The organism is Anaerococcus vaginimassiliensis, assembly GCF_900626155.1.
Lineage (GTDB): Bacteria > Bacillota > Clostridia > Tissierellales > Peptoniphilaceae > Anaerococcus > Anaerococcus vaginimassiliensis.
Genome location: NZ_LR130844.1, coordinates 397,043 through 414,185, shown reverse-complemented (window position 1 = coordinate 414,185; position 17,143 = coordinate 397,043). Strand labels below are relative to the sequence as shown.

The following is a 17,143-nucleotide window of genomic DNA, read 5'->3' as shown; positions in this document are numbered from 1 at the left end:
AAGGAGTAAAAATGAAATTTTTCTTAGACACAGCAAACATAGATGAAATAAAAAGAATAAATGACCTAGGACTTTGTGATGGAGTAACAACCAACCCATCCATAATAAAAAAAGAAGGCAAAGACTTTGAAACAGTAGTAAAAGAAATAGCAAGTATAGTAGATGGTCCCGTATCAGCAGAAGTAACAAGTTACACCTATCACGAAATGGTAGAAGAAGCAAGGAAACTTGCAGCTTGGAAAGAAAACATAGTAGTAAAAATCCCAATGACAGAAGATGGACTAAAAGCAATAAACACCCTAAGTAAAGAAGGCATAAAAACCAACTGTACCCTAATCTTTTCAGTATCCCAAGGAATAATGGCAATGAAAGCAGGAGCAACCTACATCTCACCATTCATGGGAAGAATAGACGATATGGGAGAATCAGGAAAAAAACTAATAGAAAACCTAAGAAGAATAATAGACATCTACGGCTATGACTCAGAAATAATAGCAGCAAGCATAAGACACATCAACCACCTAGAACAAGCAGCCCTAGCAGGAAGCCACATAGCAACAATCCCAGGCTCAATCTTTGAAAAACTATGGACTCACCCACTAACAACAGCAGGCATAGAATCCTTCAAAAAAGACTGGGATGCCTTCCAAAATAGATAAAACAGATTAAAATTAAATAAATTCTTATTGAATGGTATAATAAATACATAGTTAACAATCTAAAATTATAATTAAAAATAATTAAGATAGAACTATGTATTTATTATAATTGTACAAAATAAAAAATTTAAAATAATTGAAAAGACGTTGTAAATTCACGTTAAATTTTAATATTTTCAAACTAAAGTGCTAAATTGTTGCAATTATTTAAAATATAAGATATACTTGTAGAAGATAGCAATGAAGGTGTATTTTTGTTTGCTATAGTTAGTAAAGTTTTTTATTTACTAACTTTGCGACTATGAGGAGGTGCAATGATAGAACTTAAAGATAACAGGATTGAGAAAAGATATGACAAAGAGCTGCTAATTATAGAAGCTTGGTCGAAGGATAGCCTAAGAGTTAGATCTTTTCCTGATGGAAAATTTAGAGATGAGCCCTATGCCTTATTAGAAAACAATTTCGCATCAGAAAGCGTGAAACTAGAAAATATAGGTAATGGCGATTATAAAATAACAAATGGTAAAATCTACGCTATTTTAGATCATAGAGACAGAATAACTTTCTATAATGATAAAGATGAAGTTTTATTGAAAGAATTTATTAGACTAAGAGCTGTTAAACACGATGATGGATCTGAAGATGTTGGAAATATTGAAGTAACTCGTGATTTTAATTCGACTTTAAAATTAAAATCAAGGCAATATAGAGCAAATGTTGGTGGAGATTTTGAGATTACTACAAGATTTGAATCGAATAATGCAGAGAAAATATTTGGAATGGGTCAGTATCAGCATGAATATCTTAATTTAAAGTATACAAGCCTAGAATTAGCTCAAAGAAATTCCCAAATATCAATTCCTTTTTATGTTTCTAGCTTAAATTATGGTTTTTTATGGAATAATCCAGGTATAGGAACTGTAAATTTTGCAAAAAACTTAACTGAATGGAAAATGTATTCTACATTTTATATAGACTATTGGATCTGTGCAGGTGATAATCCAAAAGATATTATGAAAAAATATACATCTGTAACAGGCAGAGCTCCTAAAATGCCCAAAAATCTTTTAGGACTATGGCAAAGCAAGTTAAGATATAGGACTCCAGAAGATGTACTTGAAGTAGTTGAAGGTTATAAAAAGAGAGATATTAACTTATCAACTATAGCGATTGATTACTTTCATTGGCCAAATCAAGGAGAATATAGGTTTGATGAAAAGTTTTGGCCTAATCCAGAAGAGTTAATCAGAAAGCTTAAGGATGATTATGGAGTAGAGCCAATAATATCTGTATGGCCAACAGTACAAACAGATGCAGAAAACTATGATGAGTACCTAGAAAAGGGTTATCTTATAGATGTAAATAGGGGTGTAAGATTAACAATGCAAATTCAGGGGACAACTGTATTTGTAGATACTACAAATCCCGAAGCGACTGATTATGTTTGGTCTCTCCTTAAGAAAAATTACGAAGAAAAAGGTATAGACTACTATTGGATTGATGTTGCTGAGCCAGGATATGCTGTTTATGATTTTGATAATTATAGATATCACAAGGGAACTGTTCAACAGGTAGGTAATTTATATCCAATAGGATATCTAAAAATGATATATGATGGTCTAAGTGAAAGTAACAAACCAGTTGTAACACTCGTAAGGGGAGCTTGGGCAGGAGCTCAGCGTTATGGTGCTTTAGCCTGGTCAGGAGATATTGATTGTAGTTTTGAAGCTTTTAGAAATCAGGTAAATACTGGACTTAATGTTGGAATGGCTGGACTTCCTTGGTGGACAACTGATATTGGAGGGTTTCATGGGGGAAATCCAGAAGATAAAGATTTTAGACAACTAATGATTAGATGGTTCCAATATTCAACATTTTCTCCGATTTTAAGAATGCATGGAGATAGGCTACCTCACAGCAAACCTTTATCTGATGAAGGTGGAGGAAGAATGCCTACAGGAGCTCCTAATGAAATATGGTCATATGGTAAAGAAAATGAAGTTATTTTCACTAAATATATAAAAATAAGGGACTTATTGATAGACTATATAGATAATTTGATGGAAGATGCCCATAGAACAGGCAATCCACTAATGAGACCTTTGTTTTATGAGTTCCCAGAAGATGTGAAGGCCTGGGATGTGGATAATATATATATGTTTGGAGAAAAGCTTCTTGTTGCTCCGATTATTCATAAAGACGAAACCGAAAAAGAAGTTTACCTACCTAATTCAACAGAATGGATAGATATATTTGACCAAAAAGAATATAAGGGTGGACAGGTTGTCAAAGTAGATGTTCCTTTGGATAAAATTCCTGTATTTGTAAGAAAAGAGTTTAAAAACGAATTTAAAGACCTACTTGAATTTATGGCAGATAATTAAAATGATAGATTCAGAAAGCTATACCAGGGATAAAAAGTTTTTAGTATATAAGACGGATAATTATTATATTAGATTAAAAACTGTCGGAAAAGATTCTATTAGAGTAATTGCAAGCAGAAAAGAAGAGTTAGATCTTCCTAGCTATTGGCCAAGCCCATCAAGTGAAAGCTACGAAGATTTTAAAAAAAATAAAAACAAATGAAAAAATTTCATTAATAAATGGAAAATTAAGAGTAGATTTTGATGGGAGAAAACTTGTTTTTTACAATAGAGATGAGGTGATTTTAGAAGAAGTATCTTTAAGACAAAGCAATGTAAGAAGGACAGTTGGCATAGATGATCATGTAAAGATTCCAAATCTCCCGAGCTCATCACTCGCTATAGATCCTTATGAGTTTACTGATATATCAGGTGATATAGTTAGATCAAGGTTGAGATTTATAGGCGACGCAGATGAAAAAATATATGGAATGGGAGGCTACCAGGAAGAAAGCCTTAATAAAAATAATAAATATATTGAACTAATGCAAAGGAATTCTCAAACTGTAATTCCAGCCTATATTTCTAATAAAAATTACGGCTTTATTTGGAATAATCCTTCAGTAGGATCAGCTTTTTTCGGGTCTAATGAAAAGGTTTGGGAAGCATCAGATTCAGAAATAATAGATTATATCGTGTTTGTTGGAGATACACCAAAAGAACTTATAGTAAAACTCACAAGTATTCTAGGAAAGCCTCCACAAATGGATACAGATCTTTTAGGTCTTTGGCAAAGTAAATTAAGGTATCAAACTACTAAGGAACTAGAAGAAGTATATGACCAATACCTAGAAAGAGAGATAACTCCATCAGTCATGGTTATTGATTATTTTCATTGGACCAGGGAAGGAGACTATAAGTTTGATTTAGAATACTGGAAAGGAATAAATAAACTTTCTAAAAAAATGGAAAAACATGGGACTAAGTTGATGGTCTCAGTTTGGCCAACTATAGAAGAAGGCTCAGAAAATTATAGATACTTAAAGAAGAATCACCTACTTATTGATGGGATAAATACTTCAGGGAAAATCTTTAATAGTAGGTATATGATTGACCTTCTAAAAGAAGAATCAAGACAGTTCTTGGCTAAAAAATTAAGAGAAAACTATATATCTAAGGGAGTAAAATTATTCTGGGCCGACCAAGCGGAACCCGAAATGGATATTTACAATCACTTTTCTTATAAATCAGGCGGAGTTAGGATGAGTAAGCTTGCTAACCTATATCCATACTTTTATGCAGAAGCGATAAATAGAGTAAGTAACGATCTTCCTGTACTAATTCGATCTTCATTCTTATCAAGTCAAAGACACTCTTCTTTGTTGTGGTCGGGTGATATAGAATCTTCGTTCACTTCTATGAGAAGGCAGATTCAATTTGCTATTAGTGTAGGAGTTTGTGGCCAATCCTGGTGGACAAGTGATATAGGTGGGTTTCATAGTGGGGATAGTCAAAGCGACTACTTTAAAGAACTTCTAATCAGATGGTATCAGTTTTCTGTATTTAGTCCAATACTTAGAATGCATGGAGATAGGCAGCCCCACTATCCTAAAATTGGAAATAAAGGGGGAGGTTTAAGAACAAGCGGATCATCGAATGAAATATTTTCTTTTGGAAGAGAAGCTGAACAAATCTTGACTTCGTATACAAAAATTAGGATGGGTCTTCAAAATTACATTAGTGATTTATTTTTACAAGCAAATAAAAAAGGATTTCCACTGATTAGGCCCGTATTTTTTGAATATCCGGAGGACGATTATAGTTATAGCGAGGGAAGTCAATATTTCTTTGGATCAGATATGATTATTTGTCCTGTAACTGAGTATAAACAAAGAAATATAGATGTATATATTCCAGATAATAATTGGATTGATGTTTATAAGGGAACATATATAAAAAAGGGTTTAAACAAAGTTGATTGCCCTTTATATAAGATTCCCGTGTATGTTAAAAAAGATAGTAAGTACTACGATAAATTTATTGAAGAATTTAAAATAATAGGAGATATTAAATGAGTTTAGTTTTAGTTAGAATTGATCAAAGGTTAGTTCATGGAATTGTTGTAACTCAATATGCAAGCTCAACAAAAGCGAAAAGAATAATGGTTGTAGACGATGAAGCTAGTAAAGATGAGGTACAAAAAAGTGTAATGAGGCTAAGCAAACCTGCAGGAACAGGTATGTCAATTATAGATACTCAAACAGCCATCAAGAACTTTGGTATAGGAAAATATGATAGCCATAACGTTCTAATGGTTGTAAAAGAACCATCAACTATTCTGAAACTTATAGAGGGTGGAGTAAAAATTCCTGAAGTAAATATAGGCATTGTGTTTAAGTCAGATGACAGTGAAAATATTGTAAATCAGGTTAACTTAAATAATAAACAAAAAGAAGACTTAAAGAAAATAAGTGAAATGGGAATACCAGTATATTTTCAATATGTTCCTTCAAACCCTAAAGAAGAATTATCAAAATATGTATAGGAGAAACTTATTATGAGTGAAATACTACAAAATATATTAATAATCCTCTTGCCTATGTGGGCCTTGATAGATAATAGAGGAATAACAATCATAAATCACTGGCCAATTACAGTTGGTCTTTTAGCTGGATTGATAATGGGAGATGTAAAAACTGCACTACACATAGCAGGTACTTTCCAATTGATGAGTTTAGGAGTTGCAGCACTTGGAGGATCATCAGTTCCTGATTATGCTCTTGCAACTGTTGTTGCTATTTATCTAAAAGCAAGAACTGGAGTCGATGTTGGTGCATCTATAACTGTTGGGCTATCTGTAGGGATATTGGCTATAAACTTAGATATATTTACCCGTACATTAAACTCTTTAGTTACAAACAAATCCAAACAATTCCTAAATGAAGGGAAATTTGATGCTTCTAAAAAGATAAACCTAATATCTATATTTTTTGTTGCAATGCAAGCATTTATACCAATGATTATTTTAATCCTTTGGGGACAGACTGCTGTAGAATCTGTAGTTAATGTTATACCACAATGGGTTACAGATGGATTAAATATAGCCGGAGGAATGCTTCCAGTAGTTGGGGTTGTAATGCTATTAAGGTATATGCCAACAAAAAGATATTTTTGGGCACTTCTTATAGGTTTTGTATTTGCAGCCTACTTAAAACTTCCGATTTTAGGCGTATCTATACTAGGATTTGCTATGGCACTATTTACCTACAATAACTTGATTTCAAGAAGGGCAGAAGTTTCCTTGGAAACAGAAAGTGAAGATTTTGGAGATGATTGGGATGAATAAACAAGAAAACAAAATATTAAGCAAGAAAGACCATAGAAAAGCAGCCTTAAAGTGCTCTTTCATAGGATCAAATAACATCAACTATGGAACCTTACAAGGAACAGGATATGCTTGGGCTATTCATGATACTTTAAGAAAACTTTATCCTGATGATGAAGATTTTAAAAAAGCGATGGAAGTAGAGTATGAGTACTTCAATACAACGCCATATGTGATACCTTTAATACTAGGTGCAGATATTGCCATGCAAGAACAAGAGGGTATAGAATCTCTAGAAGCAGTTAGATCAATAAAAACTTCTCTAATGGGTCCACTAGCTGGTGTGGGTGACTCTATCTTATGGGTTTTATACCCAACAATTATGGGATCCATAGGAGGATATCTTGCCTTAGAAGGCAATCCACTTGGGGCTATAATCTGGATAATCTTAAATGTTCTTTTAGTTTTCCTAAGACTTAAATTTTACGATATAGGTTATAAATCAGGGATTAGGCTAGTAACAGACCTGGCTGAAAAATTAAATGTATTTACTGATGCAGCATCAGTAATGGGGCTAACTGTTGTGGGAAGCCTTATAGCTACAGCAATAAAAGTTTATACTGGAATCGAATTTAAATTTGGAGATGTGACACTAAACCTACAAGAGCAAATCTTTGATGCTATTTTACCAGCGTTTTTACCAGTGTTATTAGTTATTGGAGTTTACTGGTTAATGGAAAAGAAAAAAGTAGGATTTCTAAAAATAATAATAGGACTTTTGATATTATGTTTAATAGCATCATATTTTGGAATATTAACAGTTGCACCTTAATAAGGAGGTTACAATGAGTAAAATTATTATAGCATCTCATCATAAGTTAGCTAAAGGACTAAAAGATACACTGGAATACATTCTTCCAAATTCAATAGAAATAATACCTATAACAGCTTATGTTGATGATAGATCAATAGGAGATTTAGTATCGGGTGTATTTGATAAAATTGATGAAGGTGAGCAAGTGATTGCTTTCACTGATATCATGGGTGGATCAGTTAACCAAGAATTTGCCAAAAGAATTGGAAGAGAAAATTATTACTTAATAACAGGAGTTAATCTTCCTTTGTTGCTTAATATAACCCTTCTATTACAAAATGGTGAAGTTGATGAAGAAGATATAAGAAATGCTATAGAAGAATCTAAGAATCAGATGATTTTTGTAAATGACGCTATGGCCTCAAGTAATCTTGATGATGAAGATGAATAAAAGAATATATTGATGAAGGCCCCATAATTAATAAAATGAATTGTGGGGCTTTCAAATTAAAACACTAAAGATTACAAAATAAAATTAAACTTAGTATTCAGTTCTGTATTTGAGTAATTGTAAACAGATTGATCAATTAAGTGTAAATTTCTATGTTGTGCAACAAAAATTGACTGAATTGAATTTTAATGGAATGTTAATTAAGAATATAGTTTAAATTCCATTAAAAATCACTTCTCAAAAAAATCTACAATACCATAATAAACACAGCCAATAAGAGTTGACTTATCGTGAAACTTTGAAACTTCTATCGGAACATCCTGACCAAAAGTTGACTTAACCTCTTCATTTACCATAGGAAGGTATTCGTCAATATTATAGGCAAGATCACTATTAATATATACATAAGATGGATCAATTGTCTTCATCATGTTATTTACACCGATACTCATATAATAAATATTTCTCTTGATAGTATCTACAGCGTAGGAATCACCATTCTTATATCTTTCTATAAGCTCAGCCGAGCTTTCTATCTTATCATCAGCTATCTCATTATAATAAGAAATATCCGCTGTACTAGAACAATATTGTTCGAAACATCCCTTGTTACCGCAGTGGCACTTCCTTCCATTAGGCACAATAATCATATGTCCGATTTCTCCGCCATAGCCTCTCTTTCCAATATATAAACGTCCGTCAATTATAATACCAGCACCCAGACCACTGCCTACATTTATGGTAATAAGATTATCAACTTGGCTAACATAATGCTCGCACAGAGCAGCAGCATTAGACTCGTTAATTATATTAAAATCAATATTAGGAATTTTCTTATTTAAAATCTCAAGCAAATTTATATTATCTAGATCATAATTTGGTGTAAAGATAATATTATTATCGTTAACTATTCCATGAATGGCAATAGTAACACCCTTAAGCTTGTTCACACCATCAACCGTATAGTACTTTTCATTATCATTAATAACACTTGTAATTTTGTCTATAGCATTATCCGAATTTACCTCTCCTTCATAAAAACCATATTCTTTAACCTCAAAAGCCATATTGCAGATGCAAAAAGAAATATAATTTTTAGAAAGATCAATAGCCATAAAATAAGCAAATTCATGGTCTAACATTAACTTGATTGGCTTTCTACCTCCACGAGAAGAAGCTTCACCAACGCTAACTTCCATTAGAAGCCCCTCATCAATTAAACTTGAAACGCTTGTTGAAATAGACGTTTTATTAATATGTAAATCCTTAGAAAGATCTACCCTAGACTTATTGTTAGTATTAAAAAGTTCATTAAGAACAAGAACTTGATATTCATTTCTCATAATTACTCCTATCTGATTAAATTACCATACTATAATTATTTTTAAAATAAATTTGTAAAAAGACTTTACAATTAATATTATATATGATATTATTTAGTTAGTAAAGAAATTTATTAACTAAAAGGAGAAGGAAAATGAAGATTAAAAACCCTATTTTGAAAGGGTTCAATCCAGATCCATCAATAACAAAAAAAGAAGATAAGTATTACATAGCTACTTCAACATTTGATTGGATGCCTGGAGTTCAAATTCATGAGTCTAGTAATTTGATTAATTGGGAACTTGTAAGTCACCCGATTGATGATTTAAAACTTTTAGATATGAGGGGAAATCTAGATTCAGGAGGAATATGGGCGCCTGATTTATCATATTATGACGGTAAGTTTTGGCTTGTGTATTCAAATGTCCAAGTAGTAAATGGTAGTTTCAAGGATGTTAAGAATTATCTAATTACGGCAGAAGATATAAGAGGTCCTTGGTCAGATCCTATTTTTCTTAATGGTATAGGATTTGATGCGTCTTTGTTCCATGATGACGATGGAAAAAAATATTTAGTTCAAATGCAGTGGGACCATAGACCTTATAATCATCCTTTTATGGGAATTAGATGTACTGAATATGATCATAAGAGTAAAAAACTAATTAAAGATAATTCTAAAATAATTTGGAAGGGAACTGATATAAAACTTACAGAAGCTCCTCACTTATATAAGATGTTTGGATACTATTATTTATTCTGTGCAGAAGGAGGAACAACCTACAGTCACTCTGAGACTGTTTCAAGGTCAAAAGAGATATTTGGTGATTATGAAGGTCAGCCAGAAATATTCATGACAGCTTTTGATTCTCCTTATAATAATTTACAAAAATGTGGTCATGGATCTTTAGTAAAAACAGATGGTGATGAGTGGTATTTTGCTCACTTAACAGCAAGACCTTGGCATCACTCTTATGAATCTGCAATTGATCCAAGAGGTTGGTGTACTCTAGGTAGAGAAACAGCTATTCAAAAAGTTTATTGGGATGATGACGAATGGCCTCATATTTTAGGTGGCAAAGAAGGAAGTGTAGAAGTAGATTCTCCTAAAATTTTTAAAGATGTTGTCAATAAAAATGATGAGCTTATTAATCAATTTGATGATTTCGATGACGATAAGTTAGATATTAATTTCAATACAGTGAGAGTTCCTTTTGAACAAATAGGTAAAATAGAAGATTCTAAATTAGTATTAAAAGGATCAGGATCCTTGTCTAATCATCAAGAACATTCCCTAGTTGCTAGAAGATGGCAAAATTTCAAGTTCAAAGCTGAAACTAAGATGATATACGATCCAAATAGTCATCAGCAGCTTGCAGGACTTTCAAACTATTATAATACTACTCATTGGTCGATGATAGCGTTAACATACGACGAAGAGGTAGGTAAATGTATAGAAGTTCTAGAAACTAATAGAGGTAACTTAGAGTGTTATCTTAAAAATACTATACAAGTTCCAGATGATACTAAGGAAATTTACTTTAGGACTACAGTCGATACACAGTTTTATACTTATCAATATTCACTAGATGGAAATGAGTGGATAGATACAGGAATTAAATTAGATGCTAAGGTCCTAAGTGATGATTATGTTAATCAAACTTACGGTGGTTTCTTCACAGGAGCTTTTGTTGGAATGGTTAATATAGATTACACAGGTTACAACAATGAAGCGAAGTTTGAATACTTTAAATACGAGGAAGAGGATTGAATGTGAAAAAAATATTAAGTATGGAAGGTATAAGTAAATCCTATGGAAATGTTAAAGTTTTAAACAAGGTTAATTTTGATTTGTATGAAGGAGAAATTCACGCCCTTATTGGAGAAAATGGTGCTGGGAAGTCAACACTTATGAATATATTGACAGGCGCCATCAGTAAAGATGAGGGATCAATTTATTATCTAGATAAAAAAGTGGATAATATGAGTCCTGCTTTATCAAAAGAATTAGGAATTGCTTTTGTCCAACAAGAATTTAATTTAGCGGAATCTCTATCAGTATCTGAAAATGTTTATATGAATAGACTTCCTTATAAAAATGAAAAGCTAAAAATTATTGATTACAAAAAATTATATAAAGATACTCAGTATTGGCTTAATATACTAGATGCAAATTTCAAGCCAACTGATCTTGTGGGAAATTTAACTACTGGTCAAAAACAAATGGTTGAGATTGCTAAGGCTCTAAGTCTTGATGCGAAAATAATAATTTTTGATGAGCCGACAACAGCCCTGACTAATTATGAGATAGATGTATTGTTTGTAGTTATAAATGCTTTAAAGGATAAGGGGATAGCAAGTATTTATATATCTCATAGATTGAATGAACTATTTGAGATATCAGACAGAATTACAGTTCTTAGAGATGGAAGTTATATAGGAACCGACAAGACGGAAGATTCCACCGAAGATGATCTAATATTTAAGATGGTTGGACGACCAGCTAACCAGTTATATAGCAAATCAACATTTGATATAGGGAAAGTTCATATTGAAGCAAAAAATCTTTCTGATACAAAAGGAAAAGTTAAAGATGTATCCTTCAAAGTAAGAGAAGGTGAAGTAGTTGGTTTTGCAGGTCTTGTAGGAAGTGGAAGAACGGAATCAATTAGATTACTTTTTGGAGCTGATAAAAAAGGTAGCGGAGAAATATTTATAGACGGTGAAAAAGTGGATATTCAAAGACCATCAGAAGCAGTAAAAAGAAAAATTTCTTTGATACCAGAAGATAGAAAGTTACAAGGATTAGCCTTAAATTTATCTATAGATGAAAACGTAAATATGGCAAAAAGCCACTCTTTTATACTTAATAAAAAAGAGCAGGTTACGAATACTAAGAAATATATAGATAGCTTGAGGATTAAAACTACAGGACCAAGTCAAGTTGTAGGAAGATTATCTGGAGGAAATCAACAGAAGGTTGTTGTTTCTAAATGGCTTACAACAGATGGAGATATTTACTTATTTGATGAACCAACTAAAGGAATAGATGTAGGTGCAAAGAGCGAAATATATGAAATAATTGAAGATTTGGCTAAAAAAGGAAAAACTATTATAATTGTTTCTTCAGAAATTCAAGAGTTGTTAAGTATAACAGATAGGATTTATGTTTTTTCAGAAGGTGTTACAACTGGTGAACTTAAAACATCTGATACAGACCAAGAAGAAATAATGAAATATGCTACTATGCTTGTAGAAAAAAATAAGAAGGAGTTAATAGATGCAGGAAAATAAGAAAGATATTAAAAAAATATTGCTGAACTATTCAGTATATTTAGTTTTGATCTTGTTATTACTATTCTTTTCCATAAAGACACCTATGTTTTTATCTAAAGGAAATATTAGTAACTTTTTCAGGCAAATACCATCTGTGGGAATACTTACAATTGCTTATGCTATGATATTAATAACAGGACATGTTGATTTATCAATAGCATCAATAGCAGCTCTAAGTGGTACTGCTGCAGCTTATCTAGCGATAAAAGGATTAAATCCAGCTTTAGTTATACTAATAGCCTTAGTATTGGGGGCTATAATGGGATTTATCAATGCATTCTTGATAACCCAATTTAAGTTACCATCATTTATTTTAACTCTTGGTACCAACTATGCTTATAGAGGATTAGTAATGTATTTGACTGATGGAATTTATGTTACTGGAGTTCCTCAATGGTTCTCTAAAATTTCACAAACAAATATAATTGGCAATATCATATATTCAAACACATTGATTTTTATAATACTTAGTATTGTATTTGCTTTTATATTAAACAATACTGACTTTGGTAGAAAATGTTACGCAGTAGGATCAAATTCAGAAGCAGCAAGACTATCTGGAATAAGAGTAAATCAACATACAATAAAAGTATTTATTCTTGAAGGAGTTGCGGCAGCTATAGCTGGTATTCTTATGATGTCAATCCTAAATGTAGGAGGACCTAATGAGGGACAAGGACTTGATTTACTAGCAATGGCAGCAGCAATCTTAGGCGGTACACAATTTAGTGGTGGTGTAGGAAGCATAGGAGGTGCACTAGTAGGAATATTGACATTACAAATATTTAATAATGGACTTGCAGTATTAGGTGTTAACGCATTTATGCAACAATTAGTAACAGGATTAATAATTATAGTTGCAATGATAGTGGACTATTTCAGAAAAAAATCAGAAGCTAATAATTAAATAGGAGAAAATTATGAAAAATATGTTAAAAAAATTATCAATGGGACTTTTAGCTGCTATGCTATTAACAGCTTGTGGAGGAAATGATAAAGAAGCTAAAAATGAAGCAGACACTTCTAATAAAGAGGTAGCTCAAGAAACTTCAACAGAAGATGGTGAAAAAGGTACACTTTACTTTATACCTATAGTAGATACTGGTGCGTATTGGTCACCAATGAGAAAAGGAGCTGAAGATACAGCTAAGAAATTAGGATACAATCTCGTAGTAAAAACATCTCCACCAACTGAAGCTCAAAAGAATGAAAAACACATTGGATTCTTAAATGAAGCTTTAACAAATGGTGCAAAAGGAATCGCTATAGCTCCAATGGAAGCTAATATTTTCCTAAATCCTATCAAACAAGCTATGGACTCAGGAACTCCAGTAATTACATTTGATGCAGACCTAGAAAATCCAGAAGATAGAACAGCCTATGTTGGTACAGATAACGTTGAAGCTGGTAAAAGACTAGGAATGGAAGCAGCCAAGGAAATGAAAGAAAAGGGAATCAAAGATGGTTCTATTGCTATAGTAAACGTAGATAATGCTCAACCAACAATGATTTTAAGGATGAAAGGCGTTAAAGAAGGATTTGAAGAAGAAATGGGATCAGATGCATCTAGCTTTAAATGGATTGAGCCTATTATGGATAAAGACCAAGCAGCTGAATCTAAGAGACAACTAGAATCTGCTATAGTAGCTAATTCAGATTTAAAATTAGTATTCTCACTAGGATCAGAAGGCCCAGACGTTGGAGTTATGGAAGCACTTGCATCACAAAATAAAGCAGGAGAAATCTTACACTTTGGTTTTGACTGGACACCTACATGGTTACAAGGAATAAATGATGGAAGAATAAATGCCATAGTTGACCAAGATGCTTATACAATAGGTGTTAAAGTAATTGAAAATCTAGTTAAATCAGTTGAAGGTGAAGAAATAGATAAAACAGTACCAATTGATGTAAACTACGTAAAAGCTGATGAACTTGAAGCTTATGGTCAAGAAAAAGATAAACAAATGTCAGATACAGTTACTGAATAAAACAAAAAGGGAGATATTATGAAATATTTTGAAGGAATAGAAAAAGTAAAATACGAAGGGGCGGATTCTAAGAATCCTTTAGCTTATCACTATTATGACCAAGACAAAATTGTTCTTGGAAAACCTATGAAGGAACATCTAAAGTTTGCAATTGCCTATTGGCATACTATGGACCAAGAAGGAGCTGATCCATTTGGTGTTGGAACTGCAAAGAGAAATTGGTATGGAGAAAATCCAATGGAAACTGCAAAAAATAGGGTAGAGGCTTTCTTTGAACTACTTCAACTTTTAGATGTTAAGTATTTCTGCTTCCATGATGTTGATATTGCTCCTGAAGGAGATTCTTTAGAAGAGTTTTATCAAAATCTTGATGAAATTACAGATTTAATCAAAGAAAAAATGGATGAAACTGGTATCAAACTTCTTTGGAATACTGCTAATATGTTTACAAATCCAAGATATCTAAATGGTGCTGCTACTACAAATAATGCAGATGTGTATGCTTACGCTGCTGCACAAGTTAAAAAAGGATTAGATATTTCTAAAAAACTTGGTGGAGAAAACTACGTATTCTGGGGTGGTAGAGAAGGTTATGAAGAGCTTTTCAACACAGATTATGAATTAGAACAAGAAAATCTTGCTAAGTTTTTCCATATGGCATGCGATTATTCAGACAAAATTGGTCACAAGGTACAATTCTTAATTGAGCCTAAGCCAAGAGAACCAATGAGACACCAATATGATTATGATGCAGCAACAGCTCTATTTTTCATAAACAAATATGGACTTAAAGATAGATTTAAACTAAACCTAGAAGGAAACCACGCTACTCTTGCAGGTCATACATTTGAACACGAACTTAGAGTTGCAAGAACAGAAGGAGCCTTAGGTTCTATAGATGCTAACCACAGCGAAGAACAACTAGGTTGGGATACAGATGAGTTCCCATATGATTTATACCATACAAGTCTTGCTATGTATGAAATCTTAGAAAACGATGGATTAGGCAAGGGCGGAATTAACTTCGATGCAAAAGTTCGTAGAACTTCAATCGATCAAGAAGATTTATTAACAGCTCATATTAGTGGTATGGATACATTCGCTAGAGGACTATTGGCTGCAGCTAAAATGAAAGAAGATGGATTTATAGATGAAATCTTAGATAAGAAATATGAAAGCTATAAATCTGGCCTAGGCAAGGATATTGTAGATGGAAAAATGGATCTAGAATCCTTGACAGAATATGCTTTGAAGAATGATAAAATTGAAAATAAATCTTCTCACTTAGAGTATTTGAAAGCAAGAATAAACGATTATTTAGTTTAATTAATAAAGCTGCTGCAAGTTTAAATTTTTGCAGCAGCTTTTCTTATAGAAAGGAATACTATGAAGTACTTATTAGGAATAGACCTTGGAACAAGCTCTCTAAAGGGTTCAGTTTATACAACAGATGGCAGACTGGTTGAATCAAGTGCATATGAATATGATCTTTATATACCAAAAAAAGGGTTTAGTGAACAAGATCCTAAGGATTGGATCAAGGCTTTCAAAGACGTAATCAAGGATTTATCTAAAAAAATAGATGGTTTTTCTGAAAATCTCGATGCGATTAGTTTCTCTGGACAAATGCATAGTTTGGTATTATTAGATGAAAATGATGAAATTCTAAGAAATGCTATTTTGTGGAATGATGTTCGTACAACCGATCAATGTCAAAAAATAATGAACGACTTTGGTGAAGAAATATTATCTATTAATAAAAATATTGCTCTAGAAGGATTTACCCTACCTAAAATCCTATGGGTAATGGAAAATGAACCAGAGATTTGGGAAAAAACTAGACACATCCTACTTCCAAAGGATTATCTAAGATTGTACCTAACAGGAAATTACCATATGGACCTATCAGATGCTGCTGGTACTTTACTATTAAATGTAGAGAAAAAAGAATGGTCCAGAGAAATTGCTGACAAATTTGGCATAAATTACGATTATCTGCCAGAGTTAGTTGATTCGATTGGATATACTGGAGATATAAGAGATGAAGTTAGAGATGAGCTTGGCATAAAAAGTAGGGTAAAAGTATATGCCGGTGCTGCCGATAATGCTGCTAGTGCTGTTGGCGCTGGGATTATTGATGATACGAGAGCTATGGTTAGCGTTGGAACATCTGGTGTAGTATTTGCCAACAAAGAAAAAATAACAGGAAAAGAAGATGGCAAGCTTCACACATTTAACGCTGCTATTCCAGATACTTTTTACTCTATGGGAGTTACCCTTGCTGCAGGCAAGAGTCTTGATTGGCTAAAATCTACTTTTGCCAAAGATTTATCTTATGATGAATTTCTAACTGGCATAGAAAATGTGAGCGCTGGCTCAGATGGTCTAATCTTTACTCCGTATATCCAAGGAGAAAGAACTCCTTACAATGATAGCTCCATTAGAGGATCTTTTGTAGGAATGGATATTTCTCATAAGCTGGATAATTTTGTAAGAGCAGTCCTTGAAGGTATAACTTATTCTCTAAAAGATAGTCTAGTAATAATCGATAGCGATGGAGCAAGCCCTGTAGATACAATGGTGTCTGTAGGAGGTGGAGCAAAGAATAAAACTTGGCTTCAGATGCAAGCTGATATATTTAATAAAAATATAGTAACTTTAGAAATAGAAAATGGTCCATCGACAGGAGCAGCCATGCTTGCAGCAGTTGGAGCTGGTTATTATGATGATTTCAAAACTTGTGCCAAGGATTTTGTAAAGTACAAAAAAGAATATAAACCAAACCCGGAAAATGTAAAAATATATGAGAAATACTATGAAGTATATAGGATGGTTTATCCAAATACAAAGGAAATTTCTAAGAAACTTTCTGATATATAGGTGA

The 17,143-nt window shown here is 32.6% G+C and carries 15 protein-coding genes; 14 read left to right on the top strand and 1 reads right to left on the bottom strand.

Going from position 1 to position 17,143, the window contains the following annotated elements; genetic code table 11:
• Nucleotides 1–11 precede the first annotated feature (11 nt).
• The 8 genes from fsa to E0D87_RS02135 all read left to right on the top strand — a co-directional run bounded on the left by fsa (nucleotide 12) and on the right by E0D87_RS02135 (nucleotide 7,612).
• Entirely contained in the window at nucleotides 12–659 is a 648-nt protein-coding gene (gene fsa / locus E0D87_RS02170) for a fructose-6-phosphate aldolase (protein ID WP_130819189.1), read from the top strand.
• Between the two features lie 314 nt (nucleotides 660–973).
• A complete protein-coding gene (locus E0D87_RS02165) occupies nucleotides 974–3,043 on the top strand; it encodes a glycoside hydrolase family 31 protein (RefSeq protein ID WP_130819188.1) in 2,070 nt (689 codons plus the stop codon).
• Between the two features lies 1 nt (nucleotide 3,044).
• Nucleotides 3,045–3,245, top strand: coding sequence for a hypothetical protein (locus tag E0D87_RS02160; protein WP_130819187.1), 201 nt, complete (start codon nucleotides 3,045–3,047; stop codon nucleotides 3,243–3,245).
• A gap of 76 nt (nucleotides 3,246–3,321) precedes the next feature.
• Nucleotides 3,322–5,097, top strand: a complete 1,776-nt coding sequence (locus E0D87_RS02155) for a glycoside hydrolase family 31 protein (protein WP_130819186.1) — start codon at nucleotides 3,322–3,324, stop codon at nucleotides 5,095–5,097.
• Nucleotides 5,094–5,567: a PTS sugar transporter subunit IIB gene (locus E0D87_RS02150; protein ID WP_004835402.1), complete on the top strand. Its 474-nt coding sequence runs from the start codon at nucleotides 5,094–5,096 to the stop codon at nucleotides 5,565–5,567. Before E0D87_RS02155 ends, E0D87_RS02150 begins: the two co-directional genes overlap by 4 nt.
• A gap of 12 nt (nucleotides 5,568–5,579) precedes the next feature.
• Nucleotides 5,580–6,368 carry a PTS mannose/fructose/sorbose/N-acetylgalactosamine transporter subunit IIC gene (locus E0D87_RS02145; RefSeq protein WP_004835369.1) on the top strand — a complete coding sequence of 263 codons (789 nt, stop codon included), beginning with the start codon at nucleotides 5,580–5,582 and terminating at the stop codon, nucleotides 6,366–6,368.
• Nucleotides 6,361–7,179, top strand: a complete 819-nt coding sequence (locus tag E0D87_RS02140; RefSeq protein ID WP_004835412.1) for a PTS system mannose/fructose/sorbose family transporter subunit IID — start codon at nucleotides 6,361–6,363, stop codon at nucleotides 7,177–7,179. The genes E0D87_RS02145 and E0D87_RS02140 overlap by 8 nt, the downstream gene beginning before the upstream one ends.
• A 13-nt stretch (nucleotides 7,180–7,192) precedes the next feature.
• Complete coding sequence (locus E0D87_RS02135) at nucleotides 7,193–7,612, top strand: PTS sugar transporter subunit IIA (RefSeq protein ID WP_004835397.1); 420 nt, start codon at nucleotides 7,193–7,195, stop codon at nucleotides 7,610–7,612.
• A gap of 230 nt (nucleotides 7,613–7,842) precedes the next feature.
• Here E0D87_RS02135 and E0D87_RS02130 read toward each other — a convergent pair whose 3' ends face one another.
• Nucleotides 7,843–8,955 carry an ROK family protein gene (locus E0D87_RS02130; RefSeq protein WP_004835422.1) on the bottom strand — a complete coding sequence of 371 codons (1,113 nt, stop codon included), beginning with the start codon at nucleotides 8,953–8,955 and terminating at the stop codon, nucleotides 7,843–7,845.
• A 134-nt stretch (nucleotides 8,956–9,089) separates the two neighbouring features.
• Here E0D87_RS02130 and E0D87_RS02125 point away from each other — a divergent pair, with 134 nt between their 5' ends.
• Genes E0D87_RS02125 through xylB form a run of 6 tightly spaced genes read left to right on the top strand, consistent with a single transcriptional unit; the run spans nucleotide 9,090 to nucleotide 17,139 of the window.
• Nucleotides 9,090–10,703 (top strand): glycoside hydrolase family 43 protein, encoded by a 1,614-nt coding sequence (locus tag E0D87_RS02125; protein ID WP_004835386.1) that lies wholly within the window; start codon nucleotides 9,090–9,092, stop codon nucleotides 10,701–10,703.
• 2 nt (nucleotides 10,704–10,705) lie between these two features.
• Nucleotides 10,706–12,226, top strand: a complete 1,521-nt coding sequence (locus E0D87_RS02120; protein WP_004835405.1) for a sugar ABC transporter ATP-binding protein — start codon at nucleotides 10,706–10,708, stop codon at nucleotides 12,224–12,226.
• Complete coding sequence (locus E0D87_RS02115) at nucleotides 12,213–13,175, top strand: ABC transporter permease (RefSeq protein WP_004835383.1); 963 nt, start codon at nucleotides 12,213–12,215, stop codon at nucleotides 13,173–13,175. Before E0D87_RS02120 ends, E0D87_RS02115 begins: the two co-directional genes overlap by 14 nt.
• 13 nt (nucleotides 13,176–13,188) lie before the next feature.
• Entirely contained in the window at nucleotides 13,189–14,259 is a 1,071-nt protein-coding gene (locus tag E0D87_RS02110; protein ID WP_130819185.1) for a sugar ABC transporter substrate-binding protein, read from the top strand.
• Between the two features lie 18 nt (nucleotides 14,260–14,277).
• Nucleotides 14,278–15,585 (top strand): xylose isomerase, encoded by a 1,308-nt coding sequence (xylA, locus tag E0D87_RS02105; RefSeq protein ID WP_130819184.1) that lies wholly within the window; start codon nucleotides 14,278–14,280, stop codon nucleotides 15,583–15,585.
• Nucleotides 15,586–15,645: 60 nt separating this feature from the next.
• Nucleotides 15,646–17,139 carry a xylulokinase gene (gene xylB, locus E0D87_RS02100; protein WP_130819183.1) on the top strand — a complete coding sequence of 498 codons (1,494 nt, stop codon included), beginning with the start codon at nucleotides 15,646–15,648 and terminating at the stop codon, nucleotides 17,137–17,139.
• Nucleotides 17,140–17,143 lie beyond the last annotated feature (4 nt).